The sequence below is a fragment of the Tardiphaga sp. P4_G1 genome (genome assembly GCF_056401215.1).
Genome location: NZ_JBFUJU010000002.1, coordinates 131,614 through 152,438, shown reverse-complemented (window position 1 = coordinate 152,438; position 20,825 = coordinate 131,614). Strand labels below are relative to the sequence as shown.

The window sequence follows — 20,825 nt, the reverse complement described above, 5'->3', positions numbered from 1 at the left end:
TCATTCCGTATCGCAGAAGGTGGCCAAGTCGTTGCCTGTCAGCTTCAGCGTCGTGGCGGATCAGCGCGTTAAAACGCCGACCCGCTTTCAATCCGATAGGCTTGTTGTTTGTCGATCATGGCGACCAGTCGAATGATGCAGCCGTCACCGCGATCCCAATTCCACGGAAAGAACGCAAAAGTCACGCGCTTGCCCGTCACTGCATCGAGATCACCGCCAACATTCTCGATCCCGAGAATGCCGGCCTCGAAAAGCTTGCGATGTACCGGCTCCCATTCCGGATGATCATCCTTCCAGTCGCGGCCGCCGGACCATTCAAAGTATTCCTTCTTCAAATCGACGTGCTGGATGATGGGACCGATGCCGTGCGGGCCGATCGCGGTTGCTAGAGGATGATCATTTGCCTGGGTGTCGTGACCGACGACCTTGACTTTCTTCTCGATGAACCAGTCGGCGGCCGAAGGCACGAAACCCGGCGCGCGTAGGAAGTAGTCCTCATTGTCTTCGTAAATATGGTGATAGCCGGTATTGACGATAATGACGTCATGCGGCCGCACGGCCTTGCCGCAGGCTTTCTCGAGATCTGCATAGGTGATCGGCTCCCACTGCTTCTTCGGGATAGACACCACGAGGCCTGTGCCGAAGAAATGCGGTAGCGGTACCTCGTCGATAAATGGTGCGCCCTGCACGACGTGAGCGGGCGCATCGATATGCGTGGTGTTGTGCATGCTAGTCGTGATGCGCTGCGACAGCACACCTGATTTCGCCATGTAGTGGATACGCTCGATCTTGACGTCTTCGAAGTAAGGCCAGTTTGGGGACTGGAATCCAAACCGATGGGAGAGGTTGTAGAACTCGATCCCCATCTCGTTTTTGAGATTACTTTCGAATTCGATCCCTCTGATTTTGGCCACGAACGACGCTCCCTGAATTTCGCATGCTGATGCGGCTTTTGCGATTAAAGCCACCAACCATATGTACCGTAATGCGGTCAAGAAGTTTGTGACTGTATTGAATGGCGATACACCGAGTTGACAACGGCAGCCGATGCGTAGAATGAACGACGACAGCGCCTGGCAAACTTAGAGGTTGATATGCCCAGCGATTCCAGCCTTGAGCATCGTTCCGGCGCCGGCATTCAGGTCATAGCGCGAGCTGCCGCCGTTCTCCGTGCGCTGAAGAACACGCAATTCGGCCTGAGTCTTGCCCAAATAGCAGAACGCGCTGATTTGCCTCGATCCACAGTACAACGCATCGTCAACGCGTTACTCGCCGAAACTCTTGTCGTGTCTGCGGGCCCAGAAGGCGGCTACCGGCTTGGGCCGGAGATTCAGGCTCTAGCGCGCTCCAGCAAGATTGATCTTGTGGCGGTAGCGCGTCCTCATATCGTTGCTCTGTCGCACCAAACCGGCGAAACTGTCGATCTGTCGATGCTGCGCGGCAGCGAAGTTTTGTTTATCGATCAGATCACCGGCACGCATCGGCTCCGAACCATATCTGCAGTCGGAGAAATCTTTCCGTTGACTAACACCGCAAACGGCAAGGCCTGCTTGCTCCAGTTGGGAGACAAGCAGGCTCTCAGCCTTATCGAACAAGAACTTGCTGCGGGACGAGGCGCAGTCGGGCGTTCGGCTCGCGCAATTTTGAAAGAAATCATCGAGATGCGGCGCAGCGGCATCAGCCTGAACCTCGATGAACATACCCACGGCATCAGCGCTGTGGGTATCGGTTTTCGGGACGCTGTTGGCGACATTTACGCCATCTCTGTTCCCATTCCCACGCCGCGCTTCAATCAGGTCAAGCAATCCGTCGTCGACGCGATGCGACTGGCGCGTGCCGCTATCGTGCAGGATATCGGCGGTGAACCGGCCAAGGATGTCATCAGTGCGCGCACAGGAGATAGACGCTGATACATAAATCTTCACGATATATCGATTGATATGACAGCAGCCGGTCTGAAGCCAATGGCACCTTGATTTCGAGTGCTGCCATTGCGTCACCAACCAACGCATCCTCAACGGCAGAGACCCGGCAGCCCATCAGATCGCAAGTTCAGCTAAGGTGATCGGGATCAGGAGCCGAAAGCCGATCACGATGACTTTAGAACCGCGATCGTGAAAGCCGCCTCGTTCAGAAAGGCCATAATTCAGGCGGGCTGTTCCACGTATGAAGCTGCCGGTAGCTCAAGTAACTTCCGAGCCTTTTCTGGCGTCGCTACTTGGTTGTTCGCTTCGACGACCAGCCGAGCGGCGCGCGCGACGAATTCTGCATTTGATTTTGCAAGCCGGCCTTTCGCGTAGAGGACATTATCTTCCATGCCGACCCGGATATGGCCCCCCAGCGCTAATGTGGCGTAAAGAATTGGCAGATGACCGGAACCGATGCCGAAAGCGGACCACGGCGTTTTTGGGGGAAGCAGGCCCTTTAGAAATACGAGGTTCTCGACCGTCGCAGCGATGCCTCCGGCAGCACCCAACACGAACTGAAAGTAGGCAGGCGCGTTGAGGATGCCGTTCTTGATGTAGTGCATCGCGGTATAGAACATGCCCGGATCAAAGATTTCGATTTCGGGACGGACGCCATTCTCCGCCATTACTGCTGCAAGTTTCACCAGAAACGAAGGATGGTTGATGAATAGGGTCGAATGCATCCAGTTCATCGAGCCCGCATCATAGGACGCGAACTCGGGTTTGAGTTCGATAAGATGCGCCATCCGGGTCTCGTCGGTCGCATTGAGATCGCCTGACGTCGTGAGGTTAAGGACGATGTCGCACCGCTCTCGGATCCGGCCGACCGTTTCGACAAAACGGCGCGTGTCCATCGTGCCCTTGCCGTCGTCGTCACGCATATGCAGGTGCGCGATCGCGGCACCCGCCTGCCAGCATTCATAGACATCATCCGCGATTTCGCGAGGCGTTAGCGGGATCGCGGGATTGTCTGCCTTGGTCGGGAAGGCGCCTGTGGTGGCGACGGTGATGATGGTATCGGCCATGTTGTTTCTCGTTTCTTGCTGGCTTTTGCGTGGCTTTTCTGTTTCAGATGTAGGCTTGCGACGCCTTGAGTTGATGGATTAGCCTTTTTATGAAGTTGCGGTGTGCCGCAGCTTCTTGCGCCGCGTCGTAGACGAAAAATCCTTCACCGGATTTTACGCCGAGTTTCCCTGCGGCAACCTTTTGTCTTAACAGCGCGTTCGCGCTCGTTGAGGCATCCATGTCTGCCAGCAGATTGTCCGCGACGGTCAGCCAGATATCGAGCCCGCCGAAATCGGCGACCTCGAGCTGGCCCGTGGTGGCGTAGCGAAATGCCGGACCGAATTTCAGAGCCTTGTCAATGTCTTCAGCGGCCGCGACATTTTGTTCGAGTAGTGAGAACACCTCGCGTGCGACAGCCTGTTGGATACGGTTTGCAACGAGACCCGGGACATCCTTCAAGACCTTGACAGTCTGCTTGCCTATCGACTCGTGAAGACGGGAGACATCATCATAGATTGCCGCGGGCATGTTGCCAAAGAACGAGAGCTCGACGATCGGCATCAATAGCGGCGGATTGTACCAATGCGTCACCATCATCCGCTCGCGTCGACGCGGCGGCATGACGTCGAGCATGGGAGCAAGCGGCAGACTGGATGTATTGCTGGCGAGGACCGTGTGGTCGGGGCACAGCCGGTTCAACTGGGCGAACAAGTCTTGCTTCAGATCAAGACGCTCGGGAATCGCTTCGACTACGAAGTCACGGTCTGCCACACTAATAGCAAGATCATCCGAAATCTGAATCCGACCAAGCGCCGCAGTCGCGTCGGCCTCGGTGATGAATGTTTCTTCGACACAAAGTGCGTATGCCGTCTTGATTGCCCGCATGGCTGCGGCGCGCTGCGTTACGGACGGCTCGAACAGATTAACGGAACGGCCATGCAGCGCAAAGGCGGCCGCGATACCGAGGCCCATAGTGCCGCCACCGATCACGCCGATTTTCTCAAACATGACGTCCTCCGTTTTCGTACTAAGCAGTCCCTTAGTCGGTCGTCATCGTGATGCATTGCGACGACGCACGCAGTTCTAGCGCTGCGTGAATGTGGTCGATCTGCACGTCTTTGAATTACCGCGTGCGGCCTCCTGCAATCCGAACCCATGAGAGAAATTGCAGAACTCAAGCCCAATAGTTTCAGATCTTTTCTGGAAATCGAAACTGCCAAAGCGGATCAGGCTGCCCTTCATGCCATGACTAAATTCTTTCGTGTATCGTATCGTGGTACATACTGTATCGTTTTCTGGAGCTTTATTCAAGCCCAATTTGTTTGGAGCCGCACCTCCCGCAAGCATCGCTTTGTGATAGGTCTCTTGCCCCGTCGGGTCGTAGGCGGTGGGAGAGCGCCCGAGACGTGGCGAGGCATCGCCAAAACGGACGCCTATGTAACGTCGCGGCGTGAACGCAAGAAGATCGAGATGTTGTTCGCGCATCTGAAGCGCATCCTGCGCCTCGACCGCCTTCGTCTGAGCGGCCCTTGCGGCACTCACGACGAGTTCCTGCTGGCTGCCACCGCCCAGAATCTTCGAAAGCTGGCGAAGCTGGTCCCGGCCCCCGGCTCCAATGCCTGCCTGAGCGGCGACAAGCTCGTGCGCGCCGACTCCCTGCACGCACGTCAATCACATCGCCGACTTCTTCTACACAATCGTCGCAATGCTTCGAGTATTCGCGACTTCAGTTGCGAATTCCTCAGCGTGGTTGGGATTTATTCCGTGAGGCTATTGGCCTTAACATATAACGCGTGCCAGCCAGGTGCGGAGGCCCGTCAGTGTGCTGAAGTCTTCCAGGCTGCGGGCGGGAATGGCAGGATAGGCCGCGGTAGCCATTTCGCTGAGCGCTCGGCCGGGGCCTAGTTCGAGAAAGGTGCTCGCTCCCGCTTCCACGCAGGCCTCCAGGCAAGTTGCCCATTGGACCGTATGGGATATTTGCTCGGCCAATTTGTCCAACCCGAGCGGGATATCGAGGACAGAAGAGCCGTCGATTCCGCTGAAGAGGCGCGCGCCTATGCTCGGTTTAGGCTTGACGGAAGTTCGGTCTAATATTTTACCGAATTCCGCCGAGGCTGCTGCCAAGCGTGAGGTATGAGAGGCCACGTTCACTGCCACTCGGACAACGCGAGCAGCGCCTATCGCTACCGCCTTTTCGGCCAGGGCGTCGAGCGCCTTACCAGCACCGCCGAGGACATAGGCGTCGCCGGGATTGACGATGGCGATTGCCACATCATGGCTGCTGCACAAATCTTCGATAACGCCGCGGGATAAGCCGCGGACGAACAACAAGCCATCTCCGGGAATACTGGCGGCATCCATGGTTTCGGCGCGTCGCGCCACAAGATCGAGGGTCGTCGTCGCGTCCAGCAAACCTGCTACACTCCAAGCGGCTACTTCGCCCACGCTGTAACCCGCGACGATCAGCTTGCGGGGCCACGCGTCGCGCAGGATCGATGTCGCAGCTAGCGCCTGGAGGGTACAGAGAATTTGTCCGACGCGGTTCTGATACAAAGCCTCGTTGCGATCCTGTCGCACTATGGCACGCGGATCGCGTCCGCCGAGTAGCGTGCCGGCATGAGCGAAAAGGCCCGCGGCTTCCGGTGCATCGCCGGTCAGGGTAAACATCTCCGGGTGCTGAGGGCCCTGACCGGAGCACAAAATAGCCAATGTCATCGAAACCGCCTCATCGGACGTAGAGCGCGACGATAGCGATCCCACTCATCACGAGCCGAGCACAGTGCTAGTCATCACACTGAAGCCTCCTCCAGCAGCGGGCAGAACCACCTTGCGGCATCGCCGAGCGCATAGCGATGATCGAGATCGTGCGCAGCATGAAGAGACCTCTGTCTCACAAGCTTGAACAAAAAGGCTCATGGCGAGAAGATCCGCTGACCCGCCTGGACTCAGCCGACGTGCGACGAAAGACTGGTGTACGATATTGGCCCGCTGTCTCCAATCGGGCGTGCCCACGCCGCCGTCATCAAGAAAACGGCCGGCGGCGGACTGGGCGTAGGCGAGACCGGACAGGCCTCCGCGGTGCAGAAGATTAGTGTCCTGCAGAACGGCAATGAGAGCAAAACAGGTTTGTGCGCGTGCTGCTTCGGCGTCGCCGGGGGCGAGCAGGGCGCCACACTGGAGCGCTGGCAAGCCGATTTCGTAAATACTCGGGAAGCCTTGGGCCGCCTCCGATCTGGCGCCGCCGGCTCCATAGCGTTTGTATGCCTTGTGGCCATGGCTGTGCAACAGCACGGGCCCGTCTAGAATATCGCGGCCCCATAACCGTGCAACGGCGGTGCCGAGCGACGCTGCTGGATCGATTCGCTCGCCTATCGCTGCGCCGGCAGCGGCACACAGCAAACCCAACCCGAAGATCGCTCCCCGATGAGTGTTGATGCCTGCCGTGGCAGCGAACATGGCGGCTTCGGCTTCAAGACCGATGGTTCTGAGACGCCCCATGGGGCGTCCTTCTGCGCCAGCCTCTGCCAGCGCCTGAAAATAGGGGCCGATCGCGGCGGCGCTGCGGCGGAATGTATCGGCATCCATATCCGAATGGCTACCGGTATCGATATGACTGACAAGTCCGGGCTTGGGCCAGGTTTCCAACTCTACGAGAAGGCACTGGACTGCGGTGGCGGCGACGGCCTCCGCATCACGAATACCAGCGGGTCTCGTGGTGGTCAGGCGGTTACGGTGTGAGCGCAGCGCCAGAGCTGTTGTCATGACAAAACCCCGCCGCTGAGGAAGTAGCTCGTATCCAGCAGCGTGACCCCGTCGGTTGTCTTGACCAGGACCTCGCGCTCGCCCGAGTGGAGCTCGCGCCAATTCACGCTCGCGCCATCCTCGCGCACCAATTCTCCGTCCAGCCGCATGGGCGCCGCAGCCTCGATCGCAACGAGCTCCGTGATAAGGCGGGCGAGATCGCTTTCGCAAGGCAGCGGCAAGAGAAAGTCGAGATCGGAGCCCGCGCTCAGATAATCCAGCCCCGTCAATGCGCGCCACGCCAAGCTGCCGAATATCCGCGCCTCCACTCCCCGCCGAGATGCCAAGCTCGCCAATTCGTCGAGTGTGTGTCGCCACGGTTGAGGTGCCGCGCTCATAGCGGCGCGCAGCTCAAGCGGTGGTGCTTTCGCAATAATATCCTCAAGTCGCATGAGGAGGGAGATCCGCCGTTTGCCGGCAAACGGAGGCAGAGGCAAACCAAGCGCCAAGCCGTCTTTCTCGCAGGGTGTCGCGCGGCGCACGACAAGTGGCCAGCCCCGATCGGCCCAGTCGACAACCAGCGGCTCGCCCCTCAGGTCATTACGCGTTTGCAGCAGGGAGCTCCACGCCGCTGGCGACACGACGATCAGATCGTGGCGACGTATCTTCCGATCATTGCGATTGAAGTGCGAGGTCATGCACGCGCTCCGCGATGTCTGCCGCCTTGGGGCGTCCTTTGCGTCTTTGGCCGAGGCGATCGCGCTGATCACCCTTGCTGTTTTGGGCATCAGCCAGCAACGCCTCCAACTGGTCGGCTAAGGAAATGTTCTCGTCCCAGGTCGCAAGCACGGCGCCGGTCTGGGCTAGGTTTTCCAAGCCCGGCGCGAAAACCGGGGTGGATTTGGCCTTCTGTTGAAGGACTTCGATGGGAAGCTTGGTCACTCTCGACATGGACGGCAGATCCATGACCTCAGGTTCCGCGCCTGGCAACGCCACGAGCGTGCGCGTCGCCAGTGCAGTTGCGATGAATGCACCCGCGGCGGTGTGACCGTAGAGCAGGCCCACCGTATGGCGACCCTGCACGTCGGCGTAAATCAGGCATTTCGCGAGGTGGGCCAAGAATTCGTTCAGTCCCAGAAGCTCGTCGCGCTTGCTCATCCGCTGGCTGTCGCTGTCGACCAGCACCAAAATGGGACCATCAACCTGCTGCATGGCACTCAAGACGTAGCGCGAAAGCCGGATCGCTTCGTCCACGCCGATCGCAGTCCGATCGGCAACACCGACGACGGTCGCCCGACCGCCGCTTTGCAGCGACCCTGATCCGACCAGCAGACCATGGTCGTTGGTGACGTGACAGCCTTCCGGAAACAGCGAAGCGAGGATGTCATCGAGCGTCATGGCGCGGCTCCTGTTTTCGGTTCGCGAGGGCGATAAACTCCGGGGCGTCCATTACGGGCACAGCTTCGGTCTCGGAGATCCCCAAAGTCCTCCAGATATCTACAGCATCGCCGCAGGTGTCGAAGCGCTGCAGCCGCTCCTCTAGGCGCGCCTGCTCGGCTTTTAATACATTCTCATCGAAGCCAGGTGCGGAGCTAATCAGATGGACTGCGATGTTACGGAAGCTCTCTATTGTGTCATCCGCGAAGGCGTCGGCACCGCCGGTCAGCCGCCGGTGTTTGCCACCCATCGTGCGCCACACCAAGGCGCGATCCTTGGAGTCGAACTCCTCCACTCCACGGTTGGTCTCGATGACTTCGGGGCCGGACACGCTGATGCGGCCTTGCTCGGACACCGCCAGTGCCGAGCAGCAACCCGCAATCAGCCCACCACCGCCATAGCAGCCTGCGCGACCTCCGATCAGACCGATAACTTTCACACCCGCCACCCGTGCTTCAATCAGTGCACGCATGATTTCGGCAATAGCTAGTTCGCCCGCATTAGCTTCCTGCAGGCGGACGCCGCCAGTATCGAAGAGAATGAGGACCGGGATCGACGTGATGTCGCGTGCGGCGCGCAGCAGGCCCGTGAGCTTGGCGCCGTGAACCTCGCCGAAGGCGCCACCCATGAAGCGCCCCTCTTGCGCGGCAAGAAACACCGGCCCGCCTGCGATCCTGCCGCGTCCCACGATGATGCCATCGTCGAATTGCTCGGGAAGATCGAACACCTGCAAATGCGGGCTGGCCTCGCGATGTTCCGGGCCGATGAACTCCTGGAAGCTGTCGGCATCGAGCAGTAATTGAATTCGTTGCCGTGCGGAGGCTTCGTACCAACTCGTCGTCTCACGATCTGCAGTCTCGGATTCCTGTATCTTTGAAGCGCTCATCAGTCATCTCCCTCGATCAGGCGGACGGCCTGAGCCAGTCGTAAAGCGACTGTGTCTGGGCGTGCGCCGCCATCGTTGATGGAGAGTTTCAAGCCGCCCGGTGAGCGCCGCTCGACGAAGTCGGCGACAACGGCCATCCACACTGCGCCGAATCCCTCGGCGGCCGTGCGGATGTCCACCTCGCATTCCGTGTCGGGCAATATCCGCTCAGCCAGTACTTCCAGATTTCCAGAGGCAACCACGCCAACAATGGCGAGCGATTTCGAACCGCGGGCTCGCTGCTGCGCCTTATGGCGATAGCTTAGGGTTTCCATCGCTGCTTCCTTCTCACCAGTTGCGGAATTGGGAGGGGGGCGCATAGAGCCCACCGGACCATCGGACGAGGTCCTTGATGGAACGCGCTGCCAGCAGACTGCGATCCGCATCCAGCGGATCGATGCCAAGGTCTTCCGGCCGCCTGATGGCGCCGCGCTCGCGCAGGCGTTGGACCATTTTTGTATCCCGCCGACGGCCGATCTCGGTGTAGCCTGCCACCCCGCGGATCGCCTGTTCGCGCTCATCCTTGTCGCGGCAGAGCAGGAGATTGGCGATTCCTTCTTCCGTGACGATGTGGGTCACGTCGTCGCCGTAGACCATCACTGGAGCGAGGTCGAGATTAAGCTTCTCGGCAAGCGTCAATGCATCTAGCCGTTCGACAAAGAGCGGCACGTTCTTGTCGCCGAAGGTCTCACCGATCTGAACCACAAGCTTGCGGCCGCGTCGTAGGTGCGCCGGCGTGCCGGGGTCTGCTTCAGCACCGGCTTTCAGCCAGGGTTCGCTCGGATGCCGTCGCCCGCGTGGGTCGGATCCCATGTTGGGCGCGCCGCCGAAGCCAGCAATGCGGTTTGCCGTCACCGTCGAGCTGTGTCCCTGCAGGTCGATCTGTAGGGTCGAACCGATAAACATATCGCACGCATAGAGCCCGGCCGTCTGGCAGAAGGCGCGGTTCGAGCGGAGTGAGCCGTCGGAGCCGGTGAAGAAGATATCAGAGCGGGCACTGATGTACCCCTCCATTCCGACCTCTGACCCGAAGCAGTGGACCTGTTCAACCCAGCCCGCTTCGATTGCGGGAATCAGCGTAGGATGAGGATTGAGCGCCCATTGGGTGCAAATCTTGCTCTTGAGGCCCAGCTTCTCGCCGTAGGTTGGAAGCAGGAGCTCGATCGCTGCGGTGTTGAAGCCGATGCCGTGATTGAGTCGGCGGATGCCATAGGGAGCATAGAGGCCCTTTATTGCGAGCATTGCCGTGAGAATCTGAGTTTCGGTGATGGCCGCGGGATCGCGGGTGAAGAGCGGCTCGACATAGAAGGGCTTGCCTACCGGCACCACGAAATGCACCTGGTCGCCGGGGATATCGACGCGCGGCACCCTGTCGACGATCTCCTTCACTTGCGCAACCACCAAGCCCCCCTTGAAGCTGGTCGCCTCGACGACCGTCGGTGTGTCCTCGGTGTTTGGACCGGTATAGAGATTGCCTTGGGCGTCTGCGCTGACCGCCGCGATCAGCGCGACGTTTGGGGTCAGGTCGATGAAATAGCGGGCAAAGAGTTCCAGATAGGTGTGAACTGCGCCGAGTTCGATCTGTCCGCCAAAAAGCATTCGCGCGATCCGCGCCGACTGCGGGCCGGAGTAAGCGTAGTCCAGTCGCTTCGCCACGCCGCGCTCGAACACATCAAGGTGCTCGGGAAGGACCACGCCCGATTGCACCATGTGGAGATCGTGGATCTTCGTCGGATCGAGGTCCGCGAGGGCGCCGGCGAGAATATCGGCCTGCTTTTGATTATCACCCTCCAAACAGACTCGGTCGCCTGGACGAAGAACCGCTTGCAGGAAATCGGGCAGGTCCGAGGCCGCAACCGTCTTATCGCGTGCGTAGCGCGACCCTGCCTGAATACGGGTCTGCCGGGCCGCTCTCTGGCTTTCCCAGTCTTTCATTTCGATGTCTCTACGGTGTGAGGGGCACCCGTCGTGTATACGAAAATGCATTAATAGTTGATTATTGTATTCTTATCAAATAAAAAAACGGCGATAAAAATACAATATGGAGGATAACGAGCTATGGCGTATTTATTCGCACGCAAGGCTGTACTCTCCCGTTTTTCTGGCGACGGGAGGTCAAAATGACCATTTCCGGTGTCGCGCTCCTTGCGATTTGCACTCTGCTTGGGGGCTATCTGGGCGATCTCCTCGGAGCCTTGCTCGGTGTCAAAGCCAACGTCGGCGGTGTTGGTATCGCTATGCTGCTATTGATTGCCGCGCGCCTTTGGCTGGTCCGGCGTGGGTATTTCAGCCATGGACTCAGGCTCGGCGTCGAGTTTTGGGGATCGATTTACATTCCGATCGTCGTTGCAATGGCCGCCCAGCAGAATGTTGTCGCTGCGGTGAAAAGCGGTCCGCTGGTGCTGCTCGCTGGCGCCGGGGCTGTCGCAATCTGTTTTTTGGCTGTGGCTCTCATAAGTCGGCTCGGAGAAATGGTCGAGACTATGGATGAAATCGAAGCGCGCGAAGCGATCGCGCAGGAAGCCGCGCGCGTTGCCGCCGGCGACGTCAGCTAGGAGAACACCATGGACATGCTCTCGCACCTCTTCGTTGCCAACGCCCTACTTGTCGCCTTTGCGGTGGTCGGCCTTATTATGTGGGCCTCACACGCCGCTTCGAAGTACCTTACGTTTGGGCGTATCCACGGCTCAGCAATCGCGATTGTCTTTGGTCTTCTGCTCGCCTTTTTGAGTGGGCTCGTAACTAACGGTGAAAAGGGATTAGCGGATGTGCCGGCGTTGGCAGGCATCGGCCTGATGGGAGGCGCGATGCTGCGTGATTTCGCAATCGTCGCCACCGCTTTCGAGGTCGACGTGGTGCAGGCGCGGAAGGCGGGCGTGATCGGTGCCGTCGCGCTGGGGCTGGGGACGATCCTGCCTTTCATTCTCGGCGTGATCCTTGCCGCCGCGTTCGGTTATACGGACGCCGTCTCACTGACGACGATCGGCGCGGGGGCTGTCACCTATATTGTCGGCCCGGTCACGGGCGCCGCGCTCGGTGCCAGTTCGACGGTCATTGCCCTGTCGATCGCGACAGGCGTGTTCAAGGCAGTCTTGGTGATGATCGGCACCCCTTTAGTCGCCAAGATGATCGGCCTTAACAATCCGCGTTCCGCGATGGTGTTTGGCGGCCTGATGGGGACGGTCAGCGGCGTTTCCGGCGGGCTTGCCGCAACTGACCGCCGTTTGGTGCCCTACGGAGCGCTCACTGCCACTTTTCATACAGGCTTGGGTTGTCTGGTCGCACCCTCTATCCTCTATCTGATTGTTCGGGGAATCACGGGGGGCTGAGGCGTGTCGATGTTGACGGCGATTGACGAGGAAGCGGGCGAAGAGCGGTCGTTGCTGTCCGACCGTATCCGTAATGCCCTTACCGACGAAATTGCAGCGGGTCTGCTGGCAGCCGGAACTGCACTTGACGAACAGCATCTCGCCGAGCGGTTTGGAGCCTCGCGAACGCCGGTTCGCGAGGCGCTACGTCAACTCGCGGTGAGTGGCCTGGTCGAGATGCGCCCGCGCCGCGGAGTCGTCGTCACCCGCCTGACGGCCGAACGGATCATGGATATGTTCGAGACATCGGCCGAGATCGAGGCGATGTGCGTGCGTCTCGCGACCTATCGCATGACGCCGCTTGAGCGCAGTCATCTCCTCAAGCTGCATGACGCTTCGAAAGCGATGGTCGAAGCCGGAGACTATGATGCCTATGATGCGTTCAATTTAGAATTTCACGAGAGCATCTATCGTGCCACACACAACGGCTTTCTTGCCGAACAGGCCATTGCCGTTCGCACAAGGCTTACCGCTTTCCGTAGAACGCAACTGCGACAAGATGACCGAATCGTCCGCTCACGGGACGAGCATGCGGGCGTGATGGAAGCTATCTCACGAGGTGATGGCGAGGAGGCTGCTCGCCGCATGCGCGCGCACATGTTGAATGCAGCGAGCGCGATCGACCGGTATATTGCGGCACATACAAGCACAGGCTGATGCAACACGAATACAGTTTTCTGATTCGAGTCCGCAGCGGCAGGACCGTTTAGTGGCCTGTCATTTTGATTACCATGAGATGACGAGAGACCTCTGCTCGTCGAGCTTATGTAATAGCTCGCTCAGGCAGAGCCGGTGCGGCAGCCGCATTCAGTGTCCATCTGAGAGCAAAGGCGCTTGATCGCCGTACGATTTTGCGAGGACGGAACCGCCATAGTCGTTCGGCGCCGGGAATATTTGCAATTCGTTCTGAACCAAAAATGACTTCGGCATCGCCAGTCATCTGTAGTAGCGTTCCGTCGGAAAAATCCGGGAAAGTGAGTCCGGCCTTGCTGTTGAGAATAATATTGCCGAGTGTGTTGAAGAACTTGTTGCCTGCATAGTCGGGTATCGTCAGACAACCATGCGAGACCTCAAAAAACCCGGCGTGACCGCCGCGATGTGATACGTCCACTTGCTTCGTGCCGTCGTCGCAGTCGGCATAGGAAGCGACGAAGAAGGTGTCGGCCTCGCGTATAGTTGTTATGTGCCCAATATTCAGGGCATCCGAGATCTCCACTTGCTCTACGATGGCCACCTCCGCCGGCGGATCAAGCTGGGGGTGGCGCATCCAGATATATTGGGCGCAATTGCCGAAACTGTGCTCGATCTGGATATCGAAACCATCGCTGCTCATATGCGACACCGTTCCATTGGCGCGATTGCGCCGTCGGGTCTCGAGCTGAATGCCAAGCGTGCCGATGGCGCATCCGTCAGAGATCCCGGACTGTGCGGGATCGAGAGGGCGGCTATCGATGCCGATATGAAGCAGCCGCTCGTTCTCCACGCGCATGAAGCCAACGTCGCCGTCCCGCAGCGTAGCCCAGGGCTGTCCCTCCGGATCGACGGATCCGAGCACGATATAAGGCAAGCTGGCGAAGAACTCGCGTTGCTGGGCCGTGAGGTGGTCGCGGATGACCTGGGGACCGCGTTTGTCCATGCGATCCACGACGCCCACCGTTTGCTGCAGCGTGATTTCTCCGGGATGCCACGGTGACGGACGGGTATCGGTTTCCCGGATTGCCGTTGGGCTAGCAGCCAAGTCGATCGCCATCGGCCGTTCCCATTATGACTTGGCGTTGAGGCCTGCGGCGGTCTCGACAAAGGGAAAAAAGTTGGGCAGCGCTTCGACGCGGGATAGCCATGACCTGATCTGCGGATAGCTTGACGTATCGACATTGCCCTCCGGTGCACGCGCGACGTAGCTGTAGAGGGCGATGTCGGCGATCGTAGGTCGATCCAGCGCGATCCAGTCCCGGCCGATCAGCGTGTCGTCGATGATCTTGAGCACCTTATGGGCACTCTGGATCACCTGCTCGGCGCTGAGTGGCGCCTTGAAAATGGTGATAAGGCGGGCAGCGCAGGGTCCGTTCGCGATTTCATTTGCGGCCACGGAGAGCCATTTCTAACCGCAGCCGCACCGGCCGCATCCTCCGGCAACCAATCGGTCTTGCCATGCTTCTTGGCCAGATAAACCAGGATTGCGTTGGAATCCGCAATGGTGACATCGCCATCGATGAGAACGGGGACCTGTCCGAACCGATTGATCTTGAGATAGTCCGGCTCACGGTTGGCGCCTGGGGCGACCGCGATCAATTCGGGATCGAGACCGATAAGCGACATGAACAGCCTGACGCGATGCGAATGCCCGGACAATGGACGATGATAGAGCTGCATGGAGATGTCTTTCCGCCGATGAAGAATTCAGGTTCCGGCAGAGCGTTACCGGAAGCCATAGGCGGTTTGAATTCCCTCTTGAAGAAAGACTGTCTTTCAAAAAACGAAAGAATGATCGAGCGATGCTGGGCGAGGTGACGTTGAAGTCTTCAGTCCCGTAACGACACGCGGAAAACTGTACTGTCAGGACGCGCGTGGCTGCATACGGATTGCCGCCCGATCGAGATGAACGCCGGAATCGGTTGCGCAAGGGCGGGCATTGTCGATGAAACTGCGTAACGTCCCAGACAGATAGTCGTTCTTGCGCCTGACGAATACCGTGGTGGCGAGCCCGGCGCCATCGGCAAGCGCATGCGCGCTGACTTGGCCCGCATCGATGGCAGATTGCATCACGGCGCGAGGCAACATGGCGATGCCAATCCCGGCGGAGACGCAGCCGATGATGCCGTCGAGCGTTCCCATCTCCATCCAGCGAGCATCGAAGATTCCGTCCCTCGCTAGAAATTCCTCCATCCGCTTGCGATACGAACAGCCCGAGCGGAAGGCTAGCACTTTCGCGCCGCTCCGGACGAATTCGCTGCGCAGCTGTTGCCAGTTCGCCGTCGAAGCCCTGGAGAGAATGACGAGCTCTTCGACCACGACGGGTATGGTTTCGAGTTCGCTATGTTCAACGGGACCGGACACGAACGCGCCATCGATCAGCCGCTCCAGCACGCGGCGGAGAAGGTCGTCGGTCGGCCCGGTCTCGATATGCACATCCACTGATGGATGTTTCTGCGCATAGCGGATTAATGTCGGTGGCAGTCTGAGCGCGGCTGTTGTTTCGAGTGAGCCGATTCGCAGTTGTCCGCTTGGCGCGGCATCATCCGTGACGGCCTGCCGCGCCTGTGCCAGCAATTCGCCGACCTTGATCGCGTAGGGGAGCAGACGATCGCCCACATGGGTGAGCGTTACGCCTTTACGCGACCGGTGGAACAGAGGCGCGCCTAGTTCCGCCTCCAGCGCGCGGACGCGGGCGGTCACATTCGACTGCACCGTGTTCAGCATCCCGGCGGCCCCGCAGATGCTGCGCGCGTCCGCGACGGCCCGGAAGAACTTGAGGTCTGCGCTATTCATGTCCACGCCTCATCTCAAAATCAGATGAAATTGATCTGATCTAATCATTTGAAATGAGTCAACGCGAGATTTAAGCCAGATCATGACAACGATCTAGGCAGTCAGAAGAGCTGCCAAACAAGGAGGCAGGCGATATGACAGGTTCTCGCGCGACGTCCGGGCTGACGACTAGGCTTACCGAATTCTTCGGGGTCCAGCATCCGATCATTCTAGCTCCCATGACGCCCGCGTCGGGAGGCGTGCTTGCGTCGGCGGTCAGCGAGGCCGGCGCACTCGGTCTGTTGGGTGGCGGATACGGCGACCGGGCGTGGTTCGAGGCAGAATCCGCGAAGGTCACTCACCCTCGCGTTGGCTGTGGCTTCATCACGTGGTCTGTGACGCCGGACATCGAGCTATTCGATCGCGCGCTCGCGCAGCGCCCGACGGCCATGATGCTCTCGTTCGGCGATCCTGCAGCGCTCGGCGCGCGCGTCAAAAAACTCGCTATTCCTCTGATCTGCCAGGTTCACACGATTGAGCATGCCAAGCGCGCCATCGATGTCGGCGCGGACGTGATCGTCGCGCAGGGCACGGAAGCCGGTGGTCACGGATTTTCGGTGCGTTCGACCATGCCGTTCGTTCCCGACGTTGTCGATCTCTGTGCCACGCGCTCGCCGAAGACGCTGGTCGTTGCGGCCGGCGGTATCGCGGATGGTCGCGGGCTTGCTGCCGCGCTGATGCTCGGCGCTGATGGCGTGCTGATGGGAACGCGCTTCTGGGCCACGCAAGAGGCTCTGATCCACGAAGACGCCAAGGCGAAGGTCGTTGCGGCAAGTGGTGACGATACGATCCGCACAACTGTGTACGATGTCGTTCGCCAAAAGGCCTGGCCATTCCCCTATACGGGACGGCTGCTGCGCAACAAGTTCATCGAGGAGTGGCACGGCCGCGAGGATGAGCTTGGCAAGATTCAGGCCGATCAACTGCAGAAGGTCGAGGCTGCCTCAGTCTCGGGTGACCACGACACAGCCAACGTTACTGTAGGCGAAGCGATTGGGCTGATCCGTGATCTGCCGACCGCGCGAGAACTCATCGACAGCGTCGTCGCCCAAGCGATCAGCCGACTGTCTGCCAGCAGCGAGCTGATCAGGACCGGTAACGTGCCGCTGCGCCGGGTGAAGTAGCGCGGCGCGTTCGCCCAAACATATCGCATTCACGATCAACAAGATCCACAACCAGCAGCCAATGGAGTCCACGATATGGGAAGCGATGTAGGCCAAGCCAGCACCAGCGACGATCCAGGAATCTGGACGGTGGTTCTGGCATCGAGTGCTGGCACGATCATCGAATGGTACGACTTCTATCTTTACGGCAGCCTAGCCATCTTCTTTTCAACTTTGTTTTATCCCGCGAACGAGCCCACCGCGGCCGTTTTGATTAGTGTCGCAACATTCGCGACCGGCTTCCTGGTCCGGCCTCTGGGCGCGATCTTGTTTGGCAGCCTGGGTGATCGTCTCGGCCGCAAGCACACCTTTCTTTTGACTCTCGTTCTAATGGGCGTATCGACGGCACTGATCGGATTGCTGCCGACCTTCCAGACGGCGGGTTATTTCGCGCCCGTGACCCTCGTCCTGCTTCGCCTCATTCAAGGTCTCGCCATCGGCGGAGAATATGGTGGCGCCGCGATCTATGTTGCGGAACATGCGCCGCCCAACAGGCGCGGCTTTTTTACCAGCTTCATCCAGACCACGGCAACCGTCGGCTTCTTCGTGGCGATCGTGGTTGTCCTTGCGTGTCGCCTTTCTCTTGGCGATGCCGCTTTCAAGGAATGGGGCTGGCGCATTCCGTTCTTGCTATCATCTCTGCTCGTCTTTCTTTCGATCTACTTGAGACTGAAACTCAGCGAATCGCCTGTGTTTCAGAGAATGCGCGAAGAAGGCAGCTTAGCGCGCTCGCCCGTTAAGGAGAGTTTCGGCGACAAAAAGAACCTCGGTTTTGTTGTCTACGCGCTATTCGGCGCAACCGCTGGGCTGGGGTGCGTCTGGTACACCGGGCAATTCTACGTCCTTTATTTCCTCCAGGGCGTATTGAAGGTTGATTTTCTGACGGCCAATATTTGCCTTGCAGTCGCTCTAGTGATCGGAACTCCGATGATCGTAGTCTGTGGCGCACTGTCCGACCGCATTGGACGCAAGAAGCTAATGGTGACTGGCTTATTTCTTGCGGCGCTCTTGTACTTGCCGATCTACATGGCGATAACCAGCGCCGTCGCAGCGCAGAACTTCGTTCTGGTCACAGGACTCATCGTCGCCCAATTGGTTTTTGTCGCGATGGTCTACGGTCCCAATGCCGCATTTCTGGTTGAGATGTTTCCTCCCCAACTGCGCTACACGTCACTATCGCTTCCCTATCACATCGGCACAGGCGTATTCGGCGGTTTGATGCCGCTCATAAGCCTCTCCTTGGCGGCTGCGACAGGAAATATCTACGCCGGCCTTGCTTACCCGATCGCCGTAGCCACGATCACTGCAGTCGTTAACCTAGCGTTCGATCCTAGGCGTTCGAAGGCGTCCCTACCTGAAAAAGCTACGTCGGTCGGTCTCGCCGAATAAAGCGGTCGGGAACTGACCGTGTTGTCTTCGGATGACATGCTCTCCATTCGATCCGGCTTCGAGGTCGGCGTCACAAATAATGAACTCACCGGACAGAGACCTTACCTTCGGAACAGCGAAGGTCAGAATTTCTCTGTCCGGGACGTAAATATCCACTCGAACTGCTCATAGACACCGCTCAAAGGAACGCTGATGCCATTGCTTCGTTTCAACATGATCGAAGGTCGAACGGATGCTGAACTAACCAACCTGCTGGATGCAGCCCACGCCGCAGTGGTCAGCTCGTTTGGCGTGCCGGAAGGGGATCGCTACCAGATCGTATCGGAATATCAAGCTGGCAGAATGTGCCTCCTGGACACCGGCCTCAATATCCGTCGCACCAAGAACGTGCTCCTGGTGGAAGTAACTTCCAGAAAGCGCCCGGATGATCAGAAAACCGCCTTCTATGCCTTGCTATGCCAAAAGCTGAAAGACGCCTGTGATCTCGATGGCTCCGATGTCATTGTGTCGTTTGTTGAGAACGGCGACGCGGATTGGTCGTTTGGACTCGGCCGCGCGCAGTTCTTGACCGGCGAACTTGCTTAGAAGCGGGCGTCGAGGGCCGGAACCGGCGTGTTAAAGGCGAATCTTGCACACGACATTTCGCGGAATCGTGTCAGATGGCCGGCTTGAGCTTCATCATGCGGCTGCCGATTAACGCTGGGAAAAATCAAGCTTTCAGCCAATCGTACTTCCCCACACCCTGCACAAGGATGAACCGTGTAACGGTATCGTTCGTATTCGCCACCGAATGTTCCTCGCCGGGCTCGACCCTGTATCGCTCACCGAGACCCAGCGATATGCGTCCATCTGCGCCACGCGTGTCGATCGAGACGGTGCCCTCAAGGACGAAATAATGATCGATGCTCTCTGAATGGTAGTGCCAAGGGATGCGGTCGCCGGGTTTGAGTGTGAATAAACGAACAACAACATCGGCTCCTTTCACGATCGTTTCGATATCGTTGACGGTGTAGTTCGAGTTTGGTCCCGCAACTGCCATAATGATCCAACCTTCTCGTTTCCAATTCGATCATCATCCTGCTGCCATGGCACGTCAATGTTTGATGCATCGGCGGTCTCCAAATTCTTGCAAGGAGCCGTGCAGAATTTCGTATTTGTATCGTTGCAACGTTCCGTCATCATTTTCGCTTTCAGCTATGGGGAGGAACAATGATGTTTCTGAAGTCAATGTCGATTTTATTGGCCGCTTTGCTGTGCGGAGCTGCGACGGCTGAAGAGATGCGGTATCCGGTTCGCCCAGTGAAAATCGTCGTGCCGTTCGGACCGGGGGGGCCGACTGACGTTTTTGCTCGGCTGCTGGCGCAAAAGATCAGCGCAAAGCTGGGCCAGCAATTTTATATCGAGAACCAGGCCGGTGCGGGTGGCAATATTGGAATGGCCGCTGTCGCCCGCGCGAAGCCGGACGGTCACACGTTGCTGGTGGCTTCCTCCAGTTTTGTCGCCAATCCTAGTTTGTATGCGCGGGTGTCGTTCGACCCCATCAAGGATTTCGAACCAATCACTCTCGCTGCTTTGACGCCTAACATACTTGTTGTTCATCCGTCGTTTCCTGCAACCACTGTCAACGAGATGATCGCGTATGTGAAAGCCAATCCCGGAAAGTACAGTTTTGCATCCAGCGGAGCCGGCACCGCGCCTCATCTGACYGYGGAGGTGTTGAAAGCGTCGCAAGGGCTGGATCTCGTCCACATCCCGTTCAGTGGCTCAGGTCCAGCGATTCAGTCCGTTGTGGGTGGGCATACGCTAATCGGATTCACCGTCATGACGCCGGCAGTCGGGCAGGTCCTCGACGGGAAGCTGCGAGCGCTCGCCGTTACGACGACGCGTCGCTCGCCAGCGTTGCCCAACGTGCCGACGCTCGTTGAGCAGGGACTTACGGGGCTGGAGTCCGATACAATGCAAGGCTTTTTGGCGCCAGCGCATACGCCGAAAGCGATTATCGACGTTCTGCAAAAGGAGATCGTCGCCGCAATGAATGATCCTGAGGTCCAGTCAAGGATGGCTCAACTCGGCTTCGACGCTGTCGGTGACACTCCGGAGCAATTTAAGGCGCGAATCGAAACGGAGATTCCGAAGTGGGCGAAAGTGATCAAGGATGCAAACCTGAGAGTTGAGTGAGCACGGACCTATCTTCACTCCAGCTGAAGTGACATACGATAACTGCCGGTGTCTCCTCCGGCAGTAAGGTAAACTTATCTCTCTGAGACTAGGGCACTGGTTATTGTCGAGACGAGCTTCTTAG

General features: G+C 58.6%; 21 protein-coding genes and 2 pseudogenes. 9 read left to right on the top strand and 14 right to left on the bottom strand.

Going from position 1 to position 20,825, the window contains the following annotated elements; all coding sequences use genetic code 11:
• Window positions 1-68: 68 nt before the first annotated feature.
• Window positions 69-914, bottom strand: coding sequence for a cyclase family protein (locus AC1DUY_RS04870; RefSeq protein WP_478112648.1), 846 nt, complete (start codon window positions 912-914; stop codon window positions 69-71).
• Window positions 915-1,094: 180 nt separating this feature from the next.
• On the opposite strand from AC1DUY_RS04870, the gene AC1DUY_RS04865 reads away from it, so the two are divergent.
• Complete coding sequence (locus AC1DUY_RS04865; RefSeq protein WP_478112646.1) at window positions 1,095-1,910, top strand: IclR family transcriptional regulator; 816 nt, start codon at window positions 1,095-1,097, stop codon at window positions 1,908-1,910.
• 236 nt (window positions 1,911-2,146) lie between these two features.
• Here the strand turns inward: AC1DUY_RS04865 and AC1DUY_RS04860 are convergent, their stop codons facing one another.
• Both AC1DUY_RS04860 and AC1DUY_RS04855 read right to left on the bottom strand, forming a co-directional pair.
• Window positions 2,147-2,992, bottom strand: a complete 846-nt coding sequence (locus AC1DUY_RS04860; RefSeq protein ID WP_478112644.1) for a beta-keto acid cleavage family enzyme — start codon at window positions 2,990-2,992, stop codon at window positions 2,147-2,149.
• 43 nt (window positions 2,993-3,035) lie between these two features.
• The gene (locus AC1DUY_RS04855) at window positions 3,036-3,980 is read right to left on the bottom strand and encodes a 3-hydroxyacyl-CoA dehydrogenase family protein (RefSeq protein ID WP_478112642.1); all 945 of its coding nucleotides are present in this window, start codon (window positions 3,978-3,980) and stop codon (window positions 3,036-3,038) included.
• Between the two features lie 383 nt (window positions 3,981-4,363).
• Here AC1DUY_RS04855 and AC1DUY_RS04850 point away from each other — a divergent pair.
• A pseudogene (locus tag AC1DUY_RS04850) lies at window positions 4,364-4,574 on the top strand (transposase); the annotation flags it as partial.
• A 177-nt stretch (window positions 4,575-4,751) separates the two neighbouring features.
• On the opposite strand, the gene AC1DUY_RS04845 reads toward AC1DUY_RS04850, so the two are convergent.
• From AC1DUY_RS04845 to mdcA, 7 genes are all read right to left on the bottom strand, one after another.
• Complete coding sequence (locus AC1DUY_RS04845) at window positions 4,752-5,639, bottom strand: acyltransferase domain-containing protein (RefSeq protein ID WP_478112640.1); 888 nt, start codon at window positions 5,637-5,639, stop codon at window positions 4,752-4,754.
• Between the two features lie 96 nt (window positions 5,640-5,735).
• Window positions 5,736-6,734, bottom strand: a complete 999-nt coding sequence (gene mdcB / locus AC1DUY_RS04840; RefSeq protein ID WP_478112638.1) for a triphosphoribosyl-dephospho-CoA synthase MdcB — start codon at window positions 6,732-6,734, stop codon at window positions 5,736-5,738.
• The gene (mdcG, locus tag AC1DUY_RS04835) at window positions 6,731-7,411 is read right to left on the bottom strand and encodes a malonate decarboxylase holo-[acyl-carrier-protein] synthase (protein ID WP_478112636.1); all 681 of its coding nucleotides are present in this window, start codon (window positions 7,409-7,411) and stop codon (window positions 6,731-6,733) included. The genes mdcB and mdcG overlap by 4 nt, the downstream gene beginning before the upstream one ends.
• Window positions 7,386-8,111, bottom strand: a complete 726-nt coding sequence (mdcE, locus tag AC1DUY_RS04830) for a biotin-independent malonate decarboxylase subunit gamma (protein ID WP_478112634.1) — start codon at window positions 8,109-8,111, stop codon at window positions 7,386-7,388. The genes mdcG and mdcE overlap by 26 nt, the downstream gene beginning before the upstream one ends.
• Window positions 8,098-9,036 carry a biotin-independent malonate decarboxylase subunit beta gene (locus AC1DUY_RS04825; RefSeq protein ID WP_478112632.1) on the bottom strand — a complete coding sequence of 313 codons (939 nt, stop codon included), beginning with the start codon at window positions 9,034-9,036 and terminating at the stop codon, window positions 8,098-8,100. The genes mdcE and AC1DUY_RS04825 overlap by 14 nt, the downstream gene beginning before the upstream one ends.
• Window positions 9,036-9,350 (bottom strand): malonate decarboxylase acyl carrier protein, encoded by a 315-nt coding sequence (gene mdcC / locus AC1DUY_RS04820; RefSeq protein ID WP_478112630.1) that lies wholly within the window; start codon window positions 9,348-9,350, stop codon window positions 9,036-9,038. The genes AC1DUY_RS04825 and mdcC overlap by 1 nt, the downstream gene beginning before the upstream one ends.
• A 13-nt stretch (window positions 9,351-9,363) precedes the next feature.
• Window positions 9,364-11,010, bottom strand: a complete 1,647-nt coding sequence (mdcA, locus tag AC1DUY_RS04815; protein WP_478112628.1) for a malonate decarboxylase subunit alpha — start codon at window positions 11,008-11,010, stop codon at window positions 9,364-9,366.
• A 185-nt stretch (window positions 11,011-11,195) separates the two neighbouring features.
• Between mdcA and madL the strand changes: the two genes are divergently transcribed.
• The 3 genes from madL to AC1DUY_RS04800 are packed head-to-tail and all read left to right on the top strand — an operon-like array spanning window position 11,196 to window position 13,100.
• Window positions 11,196-11,630, top strand: coding sequence for a malonate transporter subunit MadL (madL, locus tag AC1DUY_RS04810; protein WP_478112627.1), 435 nt, complete (start codon window positions 11,196-11,198; stop codon window positions 11,628-11,630).
• Window positions 11,631-11,639: 9 nt separating this feature from the next.
• Entirely contained in the window at window positions 11,640-12,404 is a 765-nt protein-coding gene (gene madM, locus AC1DUY_RS04805; protein ID WP_478112625.1) for a malonate transporter subunit MadM, read from the top strand.
• A 9-nt stretch (window positions 12,405-12,413) separates the two neighbouring features.
• Window positions 12,414-13,100, top strand: coding sequence for a GntR family transcriptional regulator (locus tag AC1DUY_RS04800; RefSeq protein WP_478112623.1), 687 nt, complete (start codon window positions 12,414-12,416; stop codon window positions 13,098-13,100).
• Window positions 13,101-13,206: 106 nt separating this feature from the next.
• On the opposite strand, the gene AC1DUY_RS04795 is transcribed toward AC1DUY_RS04800, so the two are convergent.
• The 3 genes and pseudogenes from AC1DUY_RS04795 to AC1DUY_RS04785 all read right to left on the bottom strand — a co-directional run bounded on the left by AC1DUY_RS04795 (window position 13,207) and on the right by AC1DUY_RS04785 (window position 15,932).
• Complete coding sequence (locus AC1DUY_RS04795) at window positions 13,207-14,193, bottom strand: flavin-nucleotide-binding protein (RefSeq protein WP_478112621.1); 987 nt, start codon at window positions 14,191-14,193, stop codon at window positions 13,207-13,209.
• A gap of 12 nt (window positions 14,194-14,205) precedes the next feature.
• Window positions 14,206-14,816 (bottom strand): annotated as a pseudogene (locus tag AC1DUY_RS04790) (glutathione S-transferase family protein).
• Between the two features lie 183 nt (window positions 14,817-14,999).
• Entirely contained in the window at window positions 15,000-15,932 is a 933-nt protein-coding gene (locus AC1DUY_RS04785) for a LysR family transcriptional regulator (RefSeq protein WP_478112619.1), read from the bottom strand.
• A gap of 134 nt (window positions 15,933-16,066) precedes the next feature.
• On the opposite strand from AC1DUY_RS04785, the gene AC1DUY_RS04780 reads away from it, so the two are divergent.
• The 3 genes from AC1DUY_RS04780 (at window position 16,067) to AC1DUY_RS04770 (ending at window position 19,108) form a co-directional block, all read left to right on the top strand.
• Entirely contained in the window at window positions 16,067-17,095 is a 1,029-nt protein-coding gene (locus AC1DUY_RS04780) for an NAD(P)H-dependent flavin oxidoreductase (RefSeq protein WP_478112617.1), read from the top strand.
• Between the two features lie 75 nt (window positions 17,096-17,170).
• Complete coding sequence (locus AC1DUY_RS04775; RefSeq protein WP_478112615.1) at window positions 17,171-18,523, top strand: MFS transporter; 1,353 nt, start codon at window positions 17,171-17,173, stop codon at window positions 18,521-18,523.
• Window positions 18,524-18,715: 192 nt separating this feature from the next.
• Window positions 18,716-19,108 (top strand): tautomerase family protein, encoded by a 393-nt coding sequence (locus tag AC1DUY_RS04770; RefSeq protein ID WP_478112613.1) that lies wholly within the window; start codon window positions 18,716-18,718, stop codon window positions 19,106-19,108.
• A 124-nt stretch (window positions 19,109-19,232) separates the two neighbouring features.
• On the opposite strand, the gene AC1DUY_RS04765 is transcribed toward AC1DUY_RS04770, so the two are convergent.
• Window positions 19,233-19,562 carry a cupin domain-containing protein gene (locus tag AC1DUY_RS04765; protein WP_478112611.1) on the bottom strand — a complete coding sequence of 110 codons (330 nt, stop codon included), beginning with the start codon at window positions 19,560-19,562 and terminating at the stop codon, window positions 19,233-19,235.
• 170 nt (window positions 19,563-19,732) lie between these two features.
• Between AC1DUY_RS04765 and AC1DUY_RS04760 the strand changes: the two genes are divergently transcribed.
• Window positions 19,733-20,701, top strand: coding sequence for a Bug family tripartite tricarboxylate transporter substrate binding protein (locus AC1DUY_RS04760; protein WP_478112609.1), 969 nt, complete (start codon window positions 19,733-19,735; stop codon window positions 20,699-20,701).
• The last annotated feature ends 124 nt before the right edge of the window (window positions 20,702-20,825 follow it).

Bases quoted from the DNA above. Each gene is read 5' to 3' on its own strand.
- AC1DUY_RS04865 (WP_478112646.1), top strand. From the start codon at position 1,095: ATGCCCAGCGATTCCAGCCTTGAGCATCGTTCCGGCGCCGGCATTCAG.
- AC1DUY_RS04860 (WP_478112644.1), bottom strand. From the start codon at position 2,992: ATGGCCGATACCATCATCACCGTCGCCACCACAGGCGCCTTCCCGACC.
- AC1DUY_RS04855 (WP_478112642.1), bottom strand. From the start codon at position 3,980: ATGTTTGAGAAAATCGGCGTGATCGGTGGCGGCACTATGGGCCTCGGT.
- AC1DUY_RS04845 (WP_478112640.1), bottom strand. From the start codon at position 5,639: ATGTTTACCCTGACCGGCGATGCACCGGAAGCCGCGGGCCTTTTCGCT.
- mdcB (WP_478112638.1), bottom strand. From the start codon at position 6,734: ATGACAACAGCTCTGGCGCTGCGCTCACACCGTAACCGCCTGACCACC.
- mdcG (WP_478112636.1), bottom strand. From the start codon at position 7,411: ATGACCTCGCACTTCAATCGCAATGATCGGAAGATACGTCGCCACGAT.
- mdcE (WP_478112634.1), bottom strand. From the start codon at position 8,111: ATGACGCTCGATGACATCCTCGCTTCGCTGTTTCCGGAAGGCTGTCAC.
- AC1DUY_RS04825 (WP_478112632.1), bottom strand. From the start codon at position 9,036: ATGAGCGCTTCAAAGATACAGGAATCCGAGACTGCAGATCGTGAGACG.
- mdcC (WP_478112630.1), bottom strand. From the start codon at position 9,350: ATGGAAACCCTAAGCTATCGCCATAAGGCGCAGCAGCGAGCCCGCGGT.
- mdcA (WP_478112628.1), bottom strand. From the start codon at position 11,010: ATGAAAGACTGGGAAAGCCAGAGAGCGGCCCGGCAGACCCGTATTCAG.
- madL (WP_478112627.1), top strand. From the start codon at position 11,196: ATGACCATTTCCGGTGTCGCGCTCCTTGCGATTTGCACTCTGCTTGGG.
- madM (WP_478112625.1), top strand. From the start codon at position 11,640: ATGGACATGCTCTCGCACCTCTTCGTTGCCAACGCCCTACTTGTCGCC.
- AC1DUY_RS04800 (WP_478112623.1), top strand. From the start codon at position 12,414: ATGTTGACGGCGATTGACGAGGAAGCGGGCGAAGAGCGGTCGTTGCTG.
- AC1DUY_RS04795 (WP_478112621.1), bottom strand. From the start codon at position 14,193: ATGGCGATCGACTTGGCTGCTAGCCCAACGGCAATCCGGGAAACCGAT.
- AC1DUY_RS04785 (WP_478112619.1), bottom strand. From the start codon at position 15,932: ATGAATAGCGCAGACCTCAAGTTCTTCCGGGCCGTCGCGGACGCGCGC.
- AC1DUY_RS04780 (WP_478112617.1), top strand. From the start codon at position 16,067: ATGACAGGTTCTCGCGCGACGTCCGGGCTGACGACTAGGCTTACCGAA.
- AC1DUY_RS04775 (WP_478112615.1), top strand. From the start codon at position 17,171: ATGGGAAGCGATGTAGGCCAAGCCAGCACCAGCGACGATCCAGGAATC.
- AC1DUY_RS04770 (WP_478112613.1), top strand. From the start codon at position 18,716: ATGCCATTGCTTCGTTTCAACATGATCGAAGGTCGAACGGATGCTGAA.
- AC1DUY_RS04765 (WP_478112611.1), bottom strand. From the start codon at position 19,562: ATGGCAGTTGCGGGACCAAACTCGAACTACACCGTCAACGATATCGAA.